Below are 16,764 nucleotides of genomic sequence, written 5' to 3' on the forward strand. Positions count from 1 at the left end.
AATATGGAAACAAAAACACCAAAGCAAATTGTTAATTTACTTAATGAATACATTATAGGCCAAGATGAAGCTAAAAAGGCAGTTGCTGTTGCTCTTTATAATCGTTATCGCAGAATGCAGCTACCAAAAAAAATGCAGGAAGATATCACACCTAAGAACCTCTTAATGGCGGGGCCCACGGGCGTTGGTAAAACAGAAATTGCCAGAAGATTAGCAGCGATTGTTAATGCGCCGTTTGTCAAAGTAGAAGCCACAAAATTTACTGAAGTTGGTTATGTCGGTCGTGATGTTGAGTCAATGGTGCGCGATTTGGTAAATGAAGCAGTGCGCATGGAAGAAAAGGATCAATTTGAGCGTGTTCGCCCTCAGGCAACTAAAAAGGCCAACAAAATTTTAGTACGTTTGCTTGTTCCTGGAGTCAAAAAAGATAAAAGAAAAAATCAGATGCAGGAATGGCAAGATATGATGTCAATGATCATGGCAGGGGGTCAGAACAATGATCAGTCTTCTGCCGCAGACCAAGAAGAAATAACTGATGATGTTCGTAATCAGCGTCTTACTGTGGCAGAGCAGTTAAATAAGGGCTTGCTTGAAAATCGGGAGGTCACTATCGAAGTTGAACAAGCGCCTAAAGTCAATCCCATGGGTGACATGATGGGGCAAATGGGAATTGATATGAGCTCAATGCTTAACGATTTGGTTCCTAAAAAGAAAATTAAACGTACTTTAGCAGTTAAAGATGCCCGTGAAGTCTTAATTCAGCAAGAATCCCGTAAGATGATTGATTATGACTCCCTTTATCAAAAAGCTATTGAGCGTACAGCTAATAACGGCATTATTTTTATTGATGAAATTGATAAAATTACTGCCGGCAATAAGAAAACTTCCGGTGAAGTATCACGTGAGGGTGTGCAAAGAGATATTTTGCCAATTGTAGAGGGTTCTACTGTTCAAACTAAATATGGTCCTGTAGCAACTGATCACATACTCTTTATTGCTGCTGGAGCATTTTCTGAATCTAAGCCAAGTGATTTAATTCCTGAATTGCAAGGTCGTTTTCCAATTAGGGTTGAACTCAATGCTTTAACAAAAGACGATTTTGTTAAGATTCTCAAGGATCCTGAAGATTCACTTTTAGAACAATATGTAGCCTTGATGAAAGCTGACGGAATCAAATTAGTCTTTACGCAAGAAGCAGTTGATCGAATTGCTCAAATTGCATATGACGTAAACCAGGGAACTGACAATATTGGTGCCAGAAGATTGTCAACAATTCTTGAGAAGCTGCTGGAGGATGTTTTGTATGAAGGTCCAGATATGTCCATGGGCGAAATTACAGTTACTGAGGCATATGTTAACGAAAAACTTAGTGATATAATAACAAATAAAGATTTAACTAAGTTCATTCTTTAACAAAGGTGATGATTAAGCATGAATTACACTATTAAAAATAGCATCTTACAGGTTGAAATTTCCAGTAAGGGTGCTGAAGTGCAAAGTGTGAAAAGTTTACATAGCGGATACGAATATATTTGGCAGGCTGATCCTGAAGTTTGGAAAAGGCATGCTCCCGTACTTTTTCCCATTGTGGGGAAACTTAAAAATGATGAATATACTTATCAGGGCAAAACCTACCACTTAACTCAACATGGTTTTGCACGAGATTCAGAGTTTAAAGTTGAGCGACATACGGGCGAAAGCATCACTTTTTTGCTAACGGATTCTGCAAAAACCCGAGAGGTTTATCCGTTCAAATTTGAGTTGCGTGTGAACTATAACTTGCTTAATAATTTGCTGGAAGAAAATTTTTCGGTCATTAATAAGTCAGATGGCGAAATGATTTTTGGTATCGGGGGACATCCCGGTTTTAACATCCCCACTAGCAAGACATTGTCTAAGGAAGATTTTTACTTTAGTACTAAACCTTCTCGTGCTCGCGTACGTATTCCTCTTAAAGGAGCGTTTTTAGACTGGCCTAATCGGTCGCTGGCTTCAACCAATAGTTTGATTACCCTTAGTGATCACCTATTTAAAGATGATGCCTTGATTTTTCAAATGCGGGGACACGACAACCGGGTATCTTTAAGAACGGATGCCAATAATTTTCATGTAAACGTTTGGCTAAGGGATGCTCCCTTTGTCGGTGTGTGGTCCCAATACCCTAAGACTGCTGATTATGTCTGTATTGAACCATGGTGGGGCATTGCAGATCGCACTGATACTAACCAAAAATTGGAAGACAAATACGGCATGAACCACCTTGAAGCTGGTGATACTTTTACAGCTGGCTTTAGTATGGCTTTTCATGATCAAGATGAATAAGTTTTAATAAGTAAATTATATAAATTAAAAAGGAAGCCCTCGTGGGCTTCCTTTTTACAGTCTTATTAATTTCAACAAAAATTGCTCTTGCGAACAAGCGTTCTTATGTTTATAATAAAATAGCTAGCTGAAATTGTTAGCCATATTTATCTAATATGCAACTATAATTTATGGTGCTTTTTCTTATACCAGTACCACAAGCCAAAAGGAATGATATTCTCTTGGTGGTGCAATAATCGTTTAATATTGCTTCTGTGACGGATAAATAAGATAATCATGATGCAGCCCACAATTATCTCCAGAAAAACATCATGAAAAAAGAAGGTTACAATGAATATTAAGACTACGGCGATTAAACTGGACAGGCTGACATAAGACGTGATGAAAACCAATGGCAAGAAAATAAGGGCACAAACACCAAAAAATTTTAGGTTATAGCCCAAAAAAAGTCCAGCACTGGTTGCTACGGCTTTGCCACCTTTAAATTTGAGAAAAATGGAAAACGTGTGTCCCAGAATTGCTAAGCCTCCTGAAATTAACAAAAAGTATTTAGGAGCATTAAGATGGAAAATTCTGGGTAAATTTGTGGCTAATGTTCCTTTGAGAACATCAACAATCAAAACCAGACAGCCTGCAAACGGTCCAAAAACGCGAAAAGAGTTGGTGGTTCCAATATTGCCAGAGCCATAGTTTCTAATATCTTCCGCAAAAAATATCTTGCCGACGATCACGCCTGTGGGAAACGAACCTATTAAATATGCTAGAATAAATATCAGAATTAAATTTAAGTTTATCATTGATATCCTGCTCTCTTAAAGTCTAATGCTATTTTATCAGAGTTTACAAATAAGAGGATGAAAATAATAAATGATTTTTAACTGGAGGAGTCTATTTGGCTAAAACAAGTAAAAAAATAAATTCTTATGATGACTCATCAATTCAGATTCTTCATGGCCTGGAAGCTGTACGCAAGCGTCCAGGCATGTATATTGGGTCTACTGATGTTCATGGCCTCAATCAGCTTGTCTACGAAATTGTTGATAATTCAGTAGATGAGGCAATGGCCGGATTTGGTAAAGAAATTGACGTGACGATTCATCAAGATAACAGTGTGACGGTACGTGATTTTGGCCGGGGTATGCCCACCGGTATGCATAAGTCAGGCAAACCCACAATTGAAGTTATACTGACTGTTTTGCATGCCGGTGGCAAGTTTACCGAGCAAAATTATAAAACTTCCGGTGGACTTCATGGAGTAGGTTCCTCTGTTGTCAATGCTCTTTCCAGTTATATGGCTGTTAAAGTGGTCAGAGATGGGATAGCATACGAAGAAGAGTTTAAAGATGGCGGACACCCTATTGGTACTTTGAAACGTTTAGGCAAAACTAAGGAACCTACTGGTACCACCATTACTTTTAAACCTGATGAAAAAATTTTTTCGACTATTAAATATAAATATGAAACTATTCAAGAACGCATACGAGAGTCGGCTTTTCTGCTTAAAGGTGTGCGCTTTGTCTTAGTAGATGAACGTGAGCCTCAACATCATGATGATTTTAAGTATGATGAAGGTATTAAAGCTTTTGTCTCCTATTTGAATGAAGGTAAAGATTCTTTAAGCGACATTTTTTACTTTTCTGGTAAACAAGATGAAATTGAGGTTGAATTCAGCGGTCAGTATAGTGACAGTTACTCTGAAAACCTGGTTTCTTTTGTAAATAACGTGCGTACAGCGGATGGTGGTACTCACGAAGTAGGTGCACGAACTGGTTTTACGCGTGCTTTTAATGATTATGCTAAGAAACAGGGACTGTTAGGCAAAAAAGATAAAAATATCGACGGCTCCGATTATCGCGAAGGCTTAAGTGCTGTTTTATCAGTCAAAATTCCAGAAGAGTTATTAGAATTTGAAGGGCAGACTAAGGGTAAACTAGGCACTCCTCAGGCTAGATCAGTTGTTGATGCCATCGTTTATGAAAAAATGTCTTATTACCTGATGGAAAAAGGCGAACTGGCTCAAGAGCTGGTGAAAAAGGCACAAAGAGCAAGGGATGCCCGTGAAGCAGCTAAAAAGGCTCGTAACGAAAGTCGAAATGGCAAAAAACGTCGTAAAAAGGAAGTCCTGTCTGGTAAACTAACACCGGCACAATCACGTAATCCTAAAAGGAATGAGCTTTTCTTGGTTGAGGGGGACTCTGCTGGCGGCTCTGCAAAGCAAGGTCGAGACCGAAAGTTCCAAGCAATATTGCCTTTACGGGGAAAAGTTTTAAATACTCAAAAAGCAAAATTACAGGACATATTTAAAAATGAAGAAATCAATACCATGATTTACACCATTGGTGCCGGCGTAGGTGCTGAATTTAAAGTTGAAGATTCAAATTACGATAAAGTAATTATTATGACGGATGCCGATGATGATGGTGCCCACATTCAGATTTTATTATTAACCTTTTTCTACCGCTATATGAGACCAATGATTGAGCATGGCAAAGTTTATATTGCTTTACCTCCTCTTTATCGCTTGCAAAAAGGTCGTGGCAAAAAGGCTCAGGTAAAGTATTCCTGGACTGATGAAGAACTTGCTGCCGATGAAAAGAAAATGGGTCGTGGTTATGCTTTACAACGGTTTAAGGGACTAGGTGAAATGAATGCCGAACAGCTGTGGCAAACAACAATGGATCCAGAAACCAGGTTGCTTATTCGGGTAAAAATTGACGATGCTGCCTTGGCTGAACGTCGTGTGACCACACTAATGGGTGACAAAGCAGGTGCCAGGCGAAAATGGATTGAGGAAAATGTTAAGTTCAGACTTGGGGATAATACTTCAATTTTGGAAGAAGAAAATGATTAAAGAGGTTTTTAATTAATGGCTACAAAAGAACGAATTCGTGAAATGCCCCTTGAGCAGGTCATGGGTGAGCGATTTGGCAGATATTCCAAATATATTATCCAGGAACGTGCCTTACCGGATATTCGTGACGGTTTAAAACCAGTGCAAAGAAGAATCCTTTACGCTATGTTCCAGGATAACAATACCTACGACAAGCCATTTAAAAAGGCGGCGAAAGCTGTAGGAAATATCATGGGTAATTTTCACCCCCATGGTGACAGTTCTATTTATGGTGCTCTGGTCCACCTTTCTCAAGATTGGAAAATGCGAGAACCTCTTATTGAAATGCACGGTAACAATGGTTCAATGGATGGCGATGGCCCCGCTGCAATGCGTTATACCGAATCACGTTTAAGCAAGATTTCCAACATGTTGTTACAAGATATTGATAAAGATACAGTCAACATGGTCTTGAACTTTGATGATACTGAGTATGAGCCGACAGTTTTACCTGTTCGGTTTCCTAATTTATTAGTTAATGGCTCTACAGGTATTTCGGCTGGTTATGCAACTGAGATTCCACCGCATAATTTAATAGAGGTAATTGATGCTACTATTTATTTGCTAAAAAATCCTGATGCCAGTCTTGATGATCTAATGCATTTTGTCAAAGGCCCAGATTTTCCTACAGGTGCGATTGTTTTAGGGCAAAAGGGATTACGTGAAGCCTATGAAACCGGTCGAGGACGCATCCAGGTCCGAGCCAAAAGTTCAATTCAGGAAATAAGAGGGCACCGCGAAGAAATTGTCATTACTGAGATACCTTTTGCTGTTAATAAAGCTCTGCTAGTTAAAAAAATGGATGAAATCCGCTTAAACAGGGAGATTGATGGTATAGCAGAAGTGCGTGATGAAACTGACCGTCATGGTTTATCAATCGTAGTGGAGTTAAAAAAAGGGGCTGATGCACAAAATATTCTGAATTATTTATTTAAGAATACTGAATTGCAAGTTTCCTATAATTTTAATATGGTTGCCATTGACCACATGACACCAATGCAAGTTGGTTTAAAGCATATACTGTCTTCTTACTTAGAACATGAAAAAGACGTAGTAATTAAGAGGACGAAATTTGATTTAAATAAAGCAGAAGAGCGTCTGGAAATTATACAAGGCTTAATCCATGCCATGGATATCCTGGACAAAGTAATTAAAGTCATCCGAGCTTCTAAAAATAAGGCAGAAGCAAAGAAAAATCTATCAGACAAGTTTAAGTTTACTGCTCGGCAGGCAGAGGCAATTGTGTCCTTGCAATTATACAGGTTAACTAATACTGACGTTAATGCTTTAGTTAAAGAGCAAAGCGAGCTGAATGATAAAATAGCACGTTTTAAAGAACTTTTGTCTAATAAAAAGATTTTAGAAAAGGAAATAATTAAGGAATTAACGACTGTTAAGAAGGAATTTGGCAATCCTCGGCGCACTGAAATTTCATCTGAAACCGCTAAGATTCAAATTGATGAAAAAGCACTAGTGGCAGATGAACAAGTACGTGTTTTAATCAGTCGTGATGGCTACTTGAAGAGATCGTCTCTTCGCTCTTGGCAGTCAAGTGATGATGAGGATAATGGTTTGCCGAGTGGGGATGATGTTGTTTTTGAAAAGACATTGTCCACACTAACAAATCTATATCTGTTCACTGACCGTGGTAATGTCATTTATAGACCAGTAAATGAGTTAGTAGAAACTAAGTGGAAAGAAACAGGCCAGCACTTATCTCAAGAAATTGGCTTAAGCGGGGATGAGAATATCATTAGCGTTTTTGATTTTGACCAATTAAATCAAAAACTAAACTTTTTAATGGCAACTAATGATGGTTATATAAAACAGTTGGAACTAAGTAATCTCCAGCCTACTAGAACTTATCGTTCACGCGCAATTACTGCAATGAAAATGAAAAAAACAGATAGTCGGATAGTTCGTGTTGATTTAGTAAAACCTGATAGCAATAATGAAATCATTTTATTTACGCATAAAGCTTATGCAGTTCGTTATGAGTTAACTGAAATTCCTGCATCAGGTGCCAAATCATTTGGTGTAAAATCTGTGAATTTAAAGGATGATGACTATGTAGTTTCGTATGTAGTAATCAATCCTGATTATCTTGACTTAATTCGTATCGGCATAATTACTCAAAGGGGAGCATTCAAGCAGTTTAAAGCTGAGTTAGTCAATAAAGTATCTCGTGCCAAACGAGGGGTATTAGTTTTAAGAGAACTCAAAACTAAACCTCACCGTATTGCAGCAATTATTTCATATGGTCAAGAACATAACCTGCTGATCACAACAACAAGTAAACGTCACATAAAACTTTCAACTAAAGACTATCCGCTCGGTGATAGGTATTCTAATGGCTCTTTTGTCTTGGATACAACAAGTGATGGCCAGCCAGTTAATATAAAGTTTGGTGAACCTTTAAGTGATAAATAATTTTTTATTTATTTAATGATATTAATAATTTATGGAAGTGCTTTAACAGCTTTAAATAATACTTTGACACAAAGGGGTTTTTGATTGATAATAGCATATAAATAGAGCAATATTATTGTTAAGATAGAAGGAATAATCTTATGCCTAAAACAGATACAATACTCTCAACCAAATCCTTACATTATTTTTTGCAATTAATTGATACCATGAACTACACCCAAGCTGCCCAGATACTTGGCATTACTCAACCGGCTTTAACTCAGCAAATAAAGAAAATTGAACATGCAATTGGAACTCCGCTGTTTGGCCAGATGGGTAAAAAACTTTACTTAACAGAAGCAGGGAAACAGTTGCAGACGGGGGCAATTAAGTTGCTCGGAACTATTAACTCTGTTGTTAGTGATATACAGGAGTTTACGCAAGCTGATAAAGGCAATATTGCAATTGGCGTTTTAGAAAGTATTAATTATGATCTTCTTAGGAAATTTTTGGTTGAGTTCAATAAAAATTATCCCAATATAACTATCAACGTATCTTATTTTAATCGTAAGGATCTTTGGTATAATCTTGATAATAATTTGATTGATTTAGCAATGCTTTATCTCCCTGAAACCACTAAAAAGAGCCAGTCAAATTTACAAAACCAGTATGAATTAATGAAAGTTACTCAAGACAGGTTAACCATCTTAACTCATGATAAAAATCTTGAAGCAGGGAATTCATATCCAGTTTCTAAGTTTTTAGGAAAAAGATGGGTTCTTTATCCTGATAGTTTTTATTTAACTCAGATACTTAAAGGCAAACTTGGCAATAAAATGAATGCGAGAAATGGTTTGAATGTACCACTAACTTTCACTTCCACCAAAGAGATGGTTGATACAGCACAAGACACAGGGTATGACACAATTGTGAGTAACTCATACTATAGCCTAAATCAAAGTCAAATTAATTTAGTACCCGTATTTTTAAAAGGTATCAAAAAATTTACCATTTCGCTTATCTATCGCAAAGGGAAAAAAGAGGTGCCACGCATACAGAACTTTTTGAAAGAATTTAAGAAATTCTTAGAAGCTTGACGTTATCAAATAATCTCGTAAAAATTTTTCTATCAAACGAAAAATTTATGATTTTATTCTGTCAAGAATAGCCTTTATTAGGTAAACTATAATTAAGTAAAAATTTAAAAAGAAAAAGAGGAAATCTAATGGAAAAAGAATTGGTCTTCGGTCATCAAAATCCTGACACAGATGCAATTGGTACAGCAATAGCTTATTCATATTTGCAGAATAAGCTTGGTTACAACACAGAGGCGGTTGCTTTAGGCGAACCTAATGATGAAACAGCTTTTGCTTTAAAAAAGTTTGGTTTTAAAGCACCAAGAGTAATCAAAACAGCAGCAAATGAAGTTAAAGAAGTAATGCTTGTTGATCATAATGAACCACAACAAAGTGTATCAGACATTGATCAAGTTACTGTAACTCATGTTGTTGATCACCACAGAATTATGAATTTCGACACTAGTATGCCTTTATTTTATCTTGCTGAACCTGTAGGCTGCACTAGTACCATTATGTTTGGTCTTTATAAGCATTTTAAAGTTGAAATTCCTAAGAATATCGCTGGCATCATGCTTTCTGCCATCATTTCTGACACATTATTGCTAAAATCTCCTACAACTACCGATAGGGATAAAAAAGCGGTTAAAGAACTTGCAAAAATTGCTGGTGTAGATTACGAAAAATATGGCTTGGAAGAATTAAAGGCAGGGACTAACATAGCAAGTAAATCGGAAGAAGAACTAATTGATTTAGATGCAAAATCATTTGAATTAAATGGTAAAAATGTCCGTGTAGCCCAAATTAATGTAGTTGACTTGCCAGAAGCGCTGGAACGCAAAGAAGCCTTCTTGAAGACAATGAAAGATACAGCCAATTCAGAAGGATATGATTTGTTTATGTTACTTATAACTAATGTACTCGATTCAGACTCAACCGCATTAGTTATAGGTTCAAATGAAGCTGTAGCATCATTTGAAAAAGCATTTGGTGAAGTTAAAGATTCAGAAATCAGCTTACCTGGGGTTGTTTCAAGGAAAAAGCAAGTTGTTCCACCATTAACTGAAGCATTTAAGTAATTTAAAAAGCACGAAATAGATTTTTAACTATTTCGTGCTTTTTTTAATCTTTGTTAATTTCCTTAGCCAAAATAATGAATGATTTACATACTCTCTCAGCCTTATCAGGTGACATTTTTCTAAGTTCATTAAGAACCTTCTTAATAAATACAGGAGTATTATCTTGGTGATTTTCCACCTTAACTTCCTTAAAGCGGTAAGCATTCATGATAATATCTGGCGTAGTTGTATTTAAAGCTCTGGCAATTGAGTCAAGCTTTTGAATACTAATATTTTGATTTTTTGTACGTTCCAAGCGAGAAATAAAGTTAACCGATAAATCACTTAATTCAGCGAGATCTTCCTGGGTCAACTTTTGTTCACGCCGCCTGCGACATATTTCTTTTCCTAAATTTATACTCATGGAATAAATTCAACCCTTTCAAAAAAATAATTCCATATTCTATAATAACAGATTAATTATAGAAATAAACAGTAAAATAAAAATAATAATGAATAAAACACTTGCTTTTGGCAAAATTATACTCAAACTAAATGTTTTAAACTATACCCCACATAGTATTGTAAGCTATTTTTTGGAAAAATAAAATAAAAAAGCTCCAAATAATTAAACTTAAAGTGAAAAAGGAAAGAGTGGCAAATATTATATCAAAGCGTGCATTCGCTTGCTAGAGGGGCAGGGAGAAAAGCGCTTAAGTAAAAAAATTAAAATCTAATTGTTTTATATATTTATTTATTATAGAAAGCGCTTTTATTTATATTTTTACACTTATAAAGTATTAATTTTAAATAAATCAATTAATCTGGGTAAAAAAAGAGCTGGGTGATCATATTAATTTTAAAAAATTATAAGTAATAAGTATCATTTTGTATAATGTAAAATAAAATTATAGGTTTTGGAATAATGTCGACTTTTATTTGTCATAATAAACTTTTGAAGTAAATTCAAATGAAATAATTATACTTTTGAATTACAGATCTAGCTATATAAACGGAGCTGATAAACTAAGAAATAGTGATAAAAGGTGGTTGGAACTGAGATGGATACAACTTCGTATAATATATATTATGTAAAGTAAAATAGAAATTTGAAGATAGTCCATCAGAATGAGTTAGGATTCATTTAGACCAAAAAGTTTTAGTTTTAGTTTGTCACAGGTCAATTGAGAACTCGTTAAAAACTAAATGAGTGCATAATTGATCATTTAGCTGCCTGTGAGTCTCCAATAATTATTATTAAATCTAATTTTGGTTAGTTTTTTTATTAGTAAGTAATTTGAAGTCAATCAATATTAGTACTTTTAAAAGTAATATCATTGTTAGATTTTATCATAAAGCAGATATAAAAAATTTTGAGTAATAGTAATATTGTTTAAAATTGAGAATTTAAAGTTTGCTGGAATAATTGGTTAAAATTTTAGTTTGGTCAACAATTGCAGCATTTTTTTAGTTGCTTTCATTAAAACTATAATTTTAATGAAAGATATAAATAACAATTAAGTTCAAAAATTTTATATTCATAGATATTTATTTTTAACTAAATTAAATTTGATCTCTTAGCTAAGTTATTCTTAAAGAAGAAATTTCTACTAAAAACAATTTCAAAACTTAATTCTAGGTATGCAAATTTGGCATTTTTAGAATTAGATCTAGTTTATACCTTTCTCTCCTCTATTTCATAATAAGTATATGCGACTCAAACATACATTCTAGTTTTGTTTTATAATAATATATGTATCTTATTAAATTAAGCTAGGAGAAATTTTTTACGTGGAAACAAAGAAATATTTAGATCTAATTGACGAAGAATTAAATAAAATGCCAGATTTTGTAAAAGAATATAATTTTGGCACTAGTCACTCTTTAGCTACGTCCTATCAGTATCTGACAGAAATCAGAAGATTTTTTGATTGGTTGCGTCATGAAGGTATTTCAAAAGCTAAAAATAACCAAAATATTGAAACACAAACTTTAGCTCACTTGCAACGCAATGACATCATGCTTTACATTAATTATTTAGGTCATACCAAAAATAAACAAGGCAACCTGAATTCGCCTACTACAATAAATCGGTCTATTAATGCCCTGAGGTCTCTATTTAAGTTTTTAACCATTACTGCCGATAATATTAATGGTAAACCGTACTTTGAACGCAATGTCATGCTCAAAATTGATTCTCTTAATAATACCAAAACTTTAAACTATCGGGCCCACGTTCTTGAATCACACATGTACACAGGAAAATTAAAATACCAGTTTTTAGATTTTATTGCAAATAATTATGAATTTAAATGCAATAAGCATGCCTTACCAGGATTTAAAGCAAATAAAGAACGCGATATGGCAATCATTGCTTTAATTTTAGGAACTGGAATCAGAGTTTCTGAATGTGCAGGAATAGATCTGCCAGACATCAATTTTAAAAAGGCTACCTTAGATGTAACCCGCAAAGGTGGCCAACGAGACAGCGTGCCAATTGCTGAATGGACATTGGGTTACATCAAGGACTATAAAAAGATAAGAAAACAACGGTATTTGGCGGTCAAAAACGATTCAGCATTTTTTCTGACTCGCTGGCATAATAAAACACGTCGAATCACCACGAGTGCTATCGAAAAAATGGTCAATAAATATTCAGCTGCTTTTGGCCACCCGCTCACTCCTCATAAATTGCGCCATACAGTAGCTTCTGAACTATATGGTGTAACCAAAGACCAAGTGCTGGTAGCTCAGCAACTGGGCCAAAAAGGAACTTCAGCAACCGATTTATATACCCATGTTGATCAAAAAAAACAACGTGCTGCATTAAATAAGATTTCAGAGACCGATAACAGGAATAGTGATCACAAACGGACTTGACGCAAAGCCTTTTTTATTCAAATTTTGTTTGCCAATTAGGATTTTGATTCGCTTCAAAACACATTTTTATTTCTGCTAAAGAATTTCGTGGCAATGACAATGGTGGTAAATTATCAAATTCGAAAAATGAACACTTGTCAGTCTCGGTATTTTGGGAAAACTTGCCACCTAAATCTTTACATAAAAAAATGACATTACAAACATTAATTGCTCTTTCAATGCGCTCTTTATCATAAATATTAGTTGAATGGTTGGTAACAGCAATAATTTGATCAACTTCAATTTTATGTCCAGATTCTTCTGCGGCTTCTTTCATACAATTTTCTTTAACGGTTATATTAGGTTCACACCAACCTCCAGGCATTGACCATAAATTATCTGTAGACTCTTTAACCAGTAAAATCTTTTCTTTATTAAAAATTGCTGCCCTAGTAGAAACTTTAGGCGTCTGATACCCATCATCATTACTAAACAAACCTTTAACAATATTTATTGGCTGACCGGTTTTTGCTGCCATCATTTCAGTAGCGATCTTTCTTACCTGTTCATATCGTTCCCTATCAAAGCGATCGTGACCATATTCTATGCCGTCTTGAGCAATACTCTGTAATTCTACAGCCCATTTTGTTATTTGATCCATTTCCTTTTTCATACGTATCCTCACATTCTGAAACCAAAAAAAGCAGCCCTACGAAAGGTTGCTTTTATTTAGTTAAATCAATTTTATCTATATCAATCATCCAACCAATTGCAAAAGACTTTTCTCCCAAATGGGTAGCAATGACAGGACTAAATTTGGTAACAGAAATATTTTGCTCCGGAAATTTTTCCCTTAAAAATACTTTTGCCTCATCTACCTGACTACTGTCATTAGAATCAATAATAAAAAGTTTGATTTTATCTTTGTAAGGCAATTGATCTATTTTCTTCACAGTTAATTTCTTAATTTTGATAAATGCACGTTTCATAGAACGTATCTTATCAAAAGCTACTATATTGCCGTCTTTAAAAGTAAGCAATGGTTTGATATTTAACATTGAACCAATAAAAGCACCGGCATTGCTTAAGCGTCCCCCGCGACTTAAATTTTTTAAGTCATTAACTACAAATATTTCATCAATAGTAGAACGAATTTTTTCAAGTCGAGCTAAAATTGTATCCAGATCAAGACCATTTTTTATCATTTTGGCTGCTGCCAAAACTAAATTTCCTTGTAAGCGAACAGTCATTCTAGAATCAATAGCATGTAAATTATATTTTGGGTGATTTTCCGCGAAATTACATAATGTTTGATAAAAACCCGATATCCCGCTAGAAAGTGTAATAGCAATAATTGCCTCATAACCTTCATTATTTAGGCGATCAAAAAGGCGTATCAAATCGCCTGTGCTTGGCTGAGAAGTTTTAGGAAAATCTGCTCCCTCCCTCTGCATTTTAAAAAGCTGATCGGAGGTTATATCAACATTTTCTAAATACTCTTTTTCACCTATAATAATTGGAATTGAAACAACAATAATGTTATTTTTTTCAGCCTCTTGTTTTGTTATGGCGCTAGTACTATCAGTAACTAAAGCAATCTTCATCTAATTTACCTTTCGCTTTTGTCTGTACAACATACAAGAATTATAGCATAAAAAAATAAGTGTTTCGACTATCAACTATAGAGAACTTGTTTCTTTTGTTTTCTGCACTAATTTAGTAAATATTTGGTCAAATGTTTTTATTTCTTGCTCAGTAAGACCATGTAAAAGTGATTCTTCTATTTCTTTTAAAACGTTTCGTAATTCAGAAATTTTTTCCAATCCCTGATCATTTAACAAGACTGTCTTGCTTGAGTCACTTTCTGACCTTTTAATTGTTACAAAGCTCATTGTTTTCTTCTGCTGCAACTGTCTGCTTAATGTTGAAAGCGATATTTTTAATTTTTCAGCTAAATCTCCCATTTTTAAAGCTGTATTGCCATTATGGTAAAAATAAAGCAAAATTCTAGTTTGAGAAAGATTTAACCCACACTTTCTGTTTATTTCGTTTTTTATAATTCCAGCAATTGTGCTAAAAGATAAAACATCCATTTAACTACCTTTTCTGATTAAAACAAAATCATAAAAATATTTTATAAACTAAAATTTAAGTGACATTAAACCATAAAAAGCCAAGTATAAATTGTGAAACATTCGTGCTTGATTTCTACTATTATTTTTAGCTTATAAATATTTGCATTAATAACTTTAAATCTATATTACCAGTATATCAGTTTTTTGCAATGATTTCTTTATTTATTGTAAAATTATTACTATATAACTGGTGGTGCTCTTTTTTAAGATTTTTAATAATTTATATTCTAAACGGGTACTTATTGTTGAATAATTGGTATAATAGAAAGCGTGTTTTGAGGTGATAATATGGCTTTTGATGGTTTGTTCATACATAGCCTGTTAAATGATGTTAAACCGAAAATCGTCAATAGCAGGCTTTCCAAGATTTATCAGCCATTTGAACAAGATCTAGTACTAACTTTTAGAAAAGACCGTAAAAATATACAGTTGTTATTATCTGCCAATGCGCAGTATCCACGGTTCTATATAACTGACCAAACAATTGCTAATCCTGATAAAGCACCAACTTTTGTTATGGTGCTGCGTAAATATTTGGAAGGCTCAATTTTACAATCAATTGACCAATTAGGGGTTGATCGCATTGTCAATTTTAGGTTTAGCAATCGTAATGAACTTGGAGATCAAGTGCAACTAGTCTTGTCATTAGAGTTAATGGGCAGACACAGCAATGTGATTCTCTATGACCAAAAAAGTGGACGCATAATTGATTTGCTTAAAAGAATTAATCCTGATGAAAATAGAGTGAGGTTACTTTTGCCCAAAGCTAAATATGAGTTACCTCCCCTTATATCTGGAATTGACGGTTTTAAGATGACGGAAAAAGAATTTGCTCAAAAAGCTCTGAATTCGGATCCTGAAAATTTTGCTAGTCAGATTGGTGGTCTTGATCGGGACGATCGTCAAGAACTTGCAGGTTATTTGGAAGACGATTTTTCTTATTCATCTTTTAAAACTTTTATGGATCAGTTTAATAAAAAAGGTGCTTTTATTCTAAAAACACCTAATAATAAACGTAAAATTTTTCCTTATCTACCCTACCATCTTGACTTGATTAAAGAAAGCTCTGATCCAGATATTAACCACGCTTTAGACAGCTTTTACCAGTACCAGGCAAACCAGGATTGGGTAAGGCAAAAGTCAAGCCAGATAGAACGTGTAATAAAAAACGAGCATAAAAAATTAACTAAAAAAATAGTAAAGCTCCAAAAGCAATTGGATCAAGCTGAGAATTCAGAAGGATATAGGATTCGGGGAGAAATTCTTAATGCAAATTTGTCCCAAGTTAAACCGGGAATGACAGAAATTGAATTGCCCAATTATTATGATAATAATCAACCCCTAAAAATTAAACTTGATGCAGCACTCTCTCCTGCTCGAAATGGTCAGAAATATTTTACCAAGTATAAAAAACTACGTGATTCGATTAAACACGTTAAAGAACAAATTAAAATAGCCCAAGACAATTTAAATTATTTTGATACTATCCAAACTGCAATCGACAATGCAGAACCACAGGATATCGATCAGATTAACGAAGAATTGATGAATCAAGGCTATATTAAAAAGCCCCAGAAACCTAAACGTAAAAAGAAAATTACTGAGAAAAATCTCAATAAATTTCGCATTTCATCTGGCAAAACGGTTTTAGTCGGCAAAAACAACTTACAAAATGATTGGCTTACTTTAAAAAAGGCTAATAAAACTGATATTTGGTTTCATGTTAAAAATATACCTGGGTCGCACGTTATTTTGCAATCTGATCAGGCAACAGAAGAGGATATTTTAGAAACTGCTGAGATTGCAGCCTATTTTTCTAAGGCCAAAGGTTCAGCCCATGTGCAGGTTGATTATGTACAGGATAAAAGAGTAAAAAAGCCTAATGGTGCAAAACCTGGTTTCGTAATTTATACCGGGCAAAATTCAATTGAGGTAACCCCTGAAAAAGACCGAGTATTAAGTAAAAGAATAAACTAAAAAACGAGGATGATCCTTCATCCTCGTTTCATTTTTAC

Annotated in this window: 13 protein-coding genes; 8 read left to right on the plus strand and 5 right to left on the minus strand. The window is 34.5% G+C overall.

Annotated features, from left to right (window positions below; translation table 11 throughout):
* Positions 1-3: 3 nt before the first annotated feature.
* Together hslU and JF75_RS04860 are read left to right on the plus strand one after the other, a co-directional pair.
* Positions 4-1,413 carry an ATP-dependent protease ATPase subunit HslU gene (gene hslU, locus JF75_RS04855; protein WP_046332087.1) on the plus strand — a complete coding sequence of 470 codons (1,410 nt, stop codon included), beginning with the start codon at positions 4-6 and terminating at the stop codon, positions 1,411-1,413.
* An 18-nt stretch (positions 1,414-1,431) separates the two neighbouring features.
* The gene (locus JF75_RS04860) at positions 1,432-2,322 is read left to right on the plus strand and encodes an aldose 1-epimerase family protein (protein ID WP_046332088.1); all 891 of its coding nucleotides are present in this window, start codon (positions 1,432-1,434) and stop codon (positions 2,320-2,322) included.
* Between the two features lie 161 nt (positions 2,323-2,483).
* On the opposite strand, the gene plsY is transcribed toward JF75_RS04860, so the two are convergent.
* Positions 2,484-3,119: a glycerol-3-phosphate 1-O-acyltransferase PlsY gene (plsY, locus tag JF75_RS04865; RefSeq protein ID WP_046332089.1), complete on the minus strand. Its 636-nt coding sequence runs from the start codon at positions 3,117-3,119 to the stop codon at positions 2,484-2,486.
* A 95-nt stretch (positions 3,120-3,214) separates the two neighbouring features.
* Here plsY and parE point away from each other — a divergent pair, with 95 nt between their 5' ends.
* The 4 genes from parE (at position 3,215) to JF75_RS04885 (ending at position 9,776) form a co-directional block, all read left to right on the plus strand.
* A complete protein-coding gene (gene parE / locus JF75_RS04870; protein ID WP_046332090.1) occupies positions 3,215-5,173 on the plus strand; it encodes a DNA topoisomerase IV subunit B in 1,959 nt (652 codons plus the stop codon).
* 15 nt (positions 5,174-5,188) lie between these two features.
* Positions 5,189-7,642 (plus strand): DNA topoisomerase IV subunit A, encoded by a 2,454-nt coding sequence (gene parC / locus JF75_RS04875; RefSeq protein WP_046332091.1) that lies wholly within the window; start codon positions 5,189-5,191, stop codon positions 7,640-7,642.
* A 140-nt stretch (positions 7,643-7,782) separates the two neighbouring features.
* Complete coding sequence (locus tag JF75_RS04880) at positions 7,783-8,718, plus strand: LysR family transcriptional regulator (RefSeq protein ID WP_046332092.1); 936 nt, start codon at positions 7,783-7,785, stop codon at positions 8,716-8,718.
* Between the two features lie 128 nt (positions 8,719-8,846).
* Complete coding sequence (locus tag JF75_RS04885; RefSeq protein ID WP_046332093.1) at positions 8,847-9,776, plus strand: manganese-dependent inorganic pyrophosphatase; 930 nt, start codon at positions 8,847-8,849, stop codon at positions 9,774-9,776.
* 43 nt (positions 9,777-9,819) lie between these two features.
* Here the strand turns inward: JF75_RS04885 and JF75_RS04890 are convergent, their stop codons facing one another.
* Positions 9,820-10,179: a helix-turn-helix domain-containing protein gene (locus JF75_RS04890; RefSeq protein ID WP_034979176.1), complete on the minus strand. Its 360-nt coding sequence runs from the start codon at positions 10,177-10,179 to the stop codon at positions 9,820-9,822.
* A 1,367-nt stretch (positions 10,180-11,546) separates the two neighbouring features.
* Here JF75_RS04890 and xerS point away from each other — a divergent pair.
* On the plus strand, positions 11,547-12,635 hold the full coding sequence (xerS, locus tag JF75_RS04895; RefSeq protein ID WP_046332094.1) for a tyrosine recombinase XerS: 1,089 nt from the start codon (positions 11,547-11,549) through the stop codon (positions 12,633-12,635).
* 13 nt (positions 12,636-12,648) lie between these two features.
* Here the strand turns inward: xerS and JF75_RS04900 are convergent, their stop codons facing one another.
* The 3 genes from JF75_RS04900 to JF75_RS04910 form a co-directional block, all read right to left on the minus strand.
* Positions 12,649-13,287 (minus strand): NUDIX hydrolase, encoded by a 639-nt coding sequence (locus JF75_RS04900; protein ID WP_046332095.1) that lies wholly within the window; start codon positions 13,285-13,287, stop codon positions 12,649-12,651.
* 52 nt (positions 13,288-13,339) lie between these two features.
* Positions 13,340-14,218, minus strand: coding sequence for a DegV family protein (locus JF75_RS04905; protein ID WP_046332096.1), 879 nt, complete (start codon positions 14,216-14,218; stop codon positions 13,340-13,342).
* Positions 14,219-14,293: 75 nt separating this feature from the next.
* On the minus strand, positions 14,294-14,707 hold the full coding sequence (locus tag JF75_RS04910; RefSeq protein ID WP_046332097.1) for a MarR family winged helix-turn-helix transcriptional regulator: 414 nt from the start codon (positions 14,705-14,707) through the stop codon (positions 14,294-14,296).
* A gap of 330 nt (positions 14,708-15,037) precedes the next feature.
* On the opposite strand from JF75_RS04910, the gene JF75_RS04915 reads away from it, so the two are divergent.
* On the plus strand, positions 15,038-16,726 hold the full coding sequence (locus JF75_RS04915) for an Rqc2 family fibronectin-binding protein (RefSeq protein WP_046332098.1): 1,689 nt from the start codon (positions 15,038-15,040) through the stop codon (positions 16,724-16,726).
* Positions 16,727-16,764: the final 38 nt, after the last annotated feature.

The organism is Lactobacillus kimbladii (assembly GCF_000970755.1).
Lineage (GTDB): Bacteria > Bacillota > Bacilli > Lactobacillales > Lactobacillaceae > Lactobacillus > Lactobacillus kimbladii.

Bases quoted from the DNA above. Each gene is read 5' to 3' on its own strand.
- JF75_RS04900 (WP_046332095.1), bottom strand. From the start codon at position 13,287: ATGAAAAAGGAAATGGATCAAATAACAAAATGGGCTGTAGAATTACAG.
- JF75_RS04885 (WP_046332093.1), top strand. From the start codon at position 8,847: ATGGAAAAAGAATTGGTCTTCGGTCATCAAAATCCTGACACAGATGCA.
- JF75_RS04915 (WP_046332098.1), top strand. From the start codon at position 15,038: ATGGCTTTTGATGGTTTGTTCATACATAGCCTGTTAAATGATGTTAAA.
- JF75_RS04890 (WP_034979176.1), bottom strand. From the start codon at position 10,179: ATGAGTATAAATTTAGGAAAAGAAATATGTCGCAGGCGGCGTGAACAA.
- hslU (WP_046332087.1), top strand. From the start codon at position 4: ATGGAAACAAAAACACCAAAGCAAATTGTTAATTTACTTAATGAATAC.
- parC (WP_046332091.1), top strand. From the start codon at position 5,189: ATGGCTACAAAAGAACGAATTCGTGAAATGCCCCTTGAGCAGGTCATG.
- JF75_RS04880 (WP_046332092.1), top strand. From the start codon at position 7,783: ATGCCTAAAACAGATACAATACTCTCAACCAAATCCTTACATTATTTT.
- JF75_RS04905 (WP_046332096.1), bottom strand. From the start codon at position 14,218: ATGAAGATTGCTTTAGTTACTGATAGTACTAGCGCCATAACAAAACAA.
- JF75_RS04860 (WP_046332088.1), top strand. From the start codon at position 1,432: ATGAATTACACTATTAAAAATAGCATCTTACAGGTTGAAATTTCCAGT.
- plsY (WP_046332089.1), bottom strand. From the start codon at position 3,119: ATGATAAACTTAAATTTAATTCTGATATTTATTCTAGCATATTTAATA.
- JF75_RS04910 (WP_046332097.1), bottom strand. From the start codon at position 14,707: ATGGATGTTTTATCTTTTAGCACAATTGCTGGAATTATAAAAAACGAA.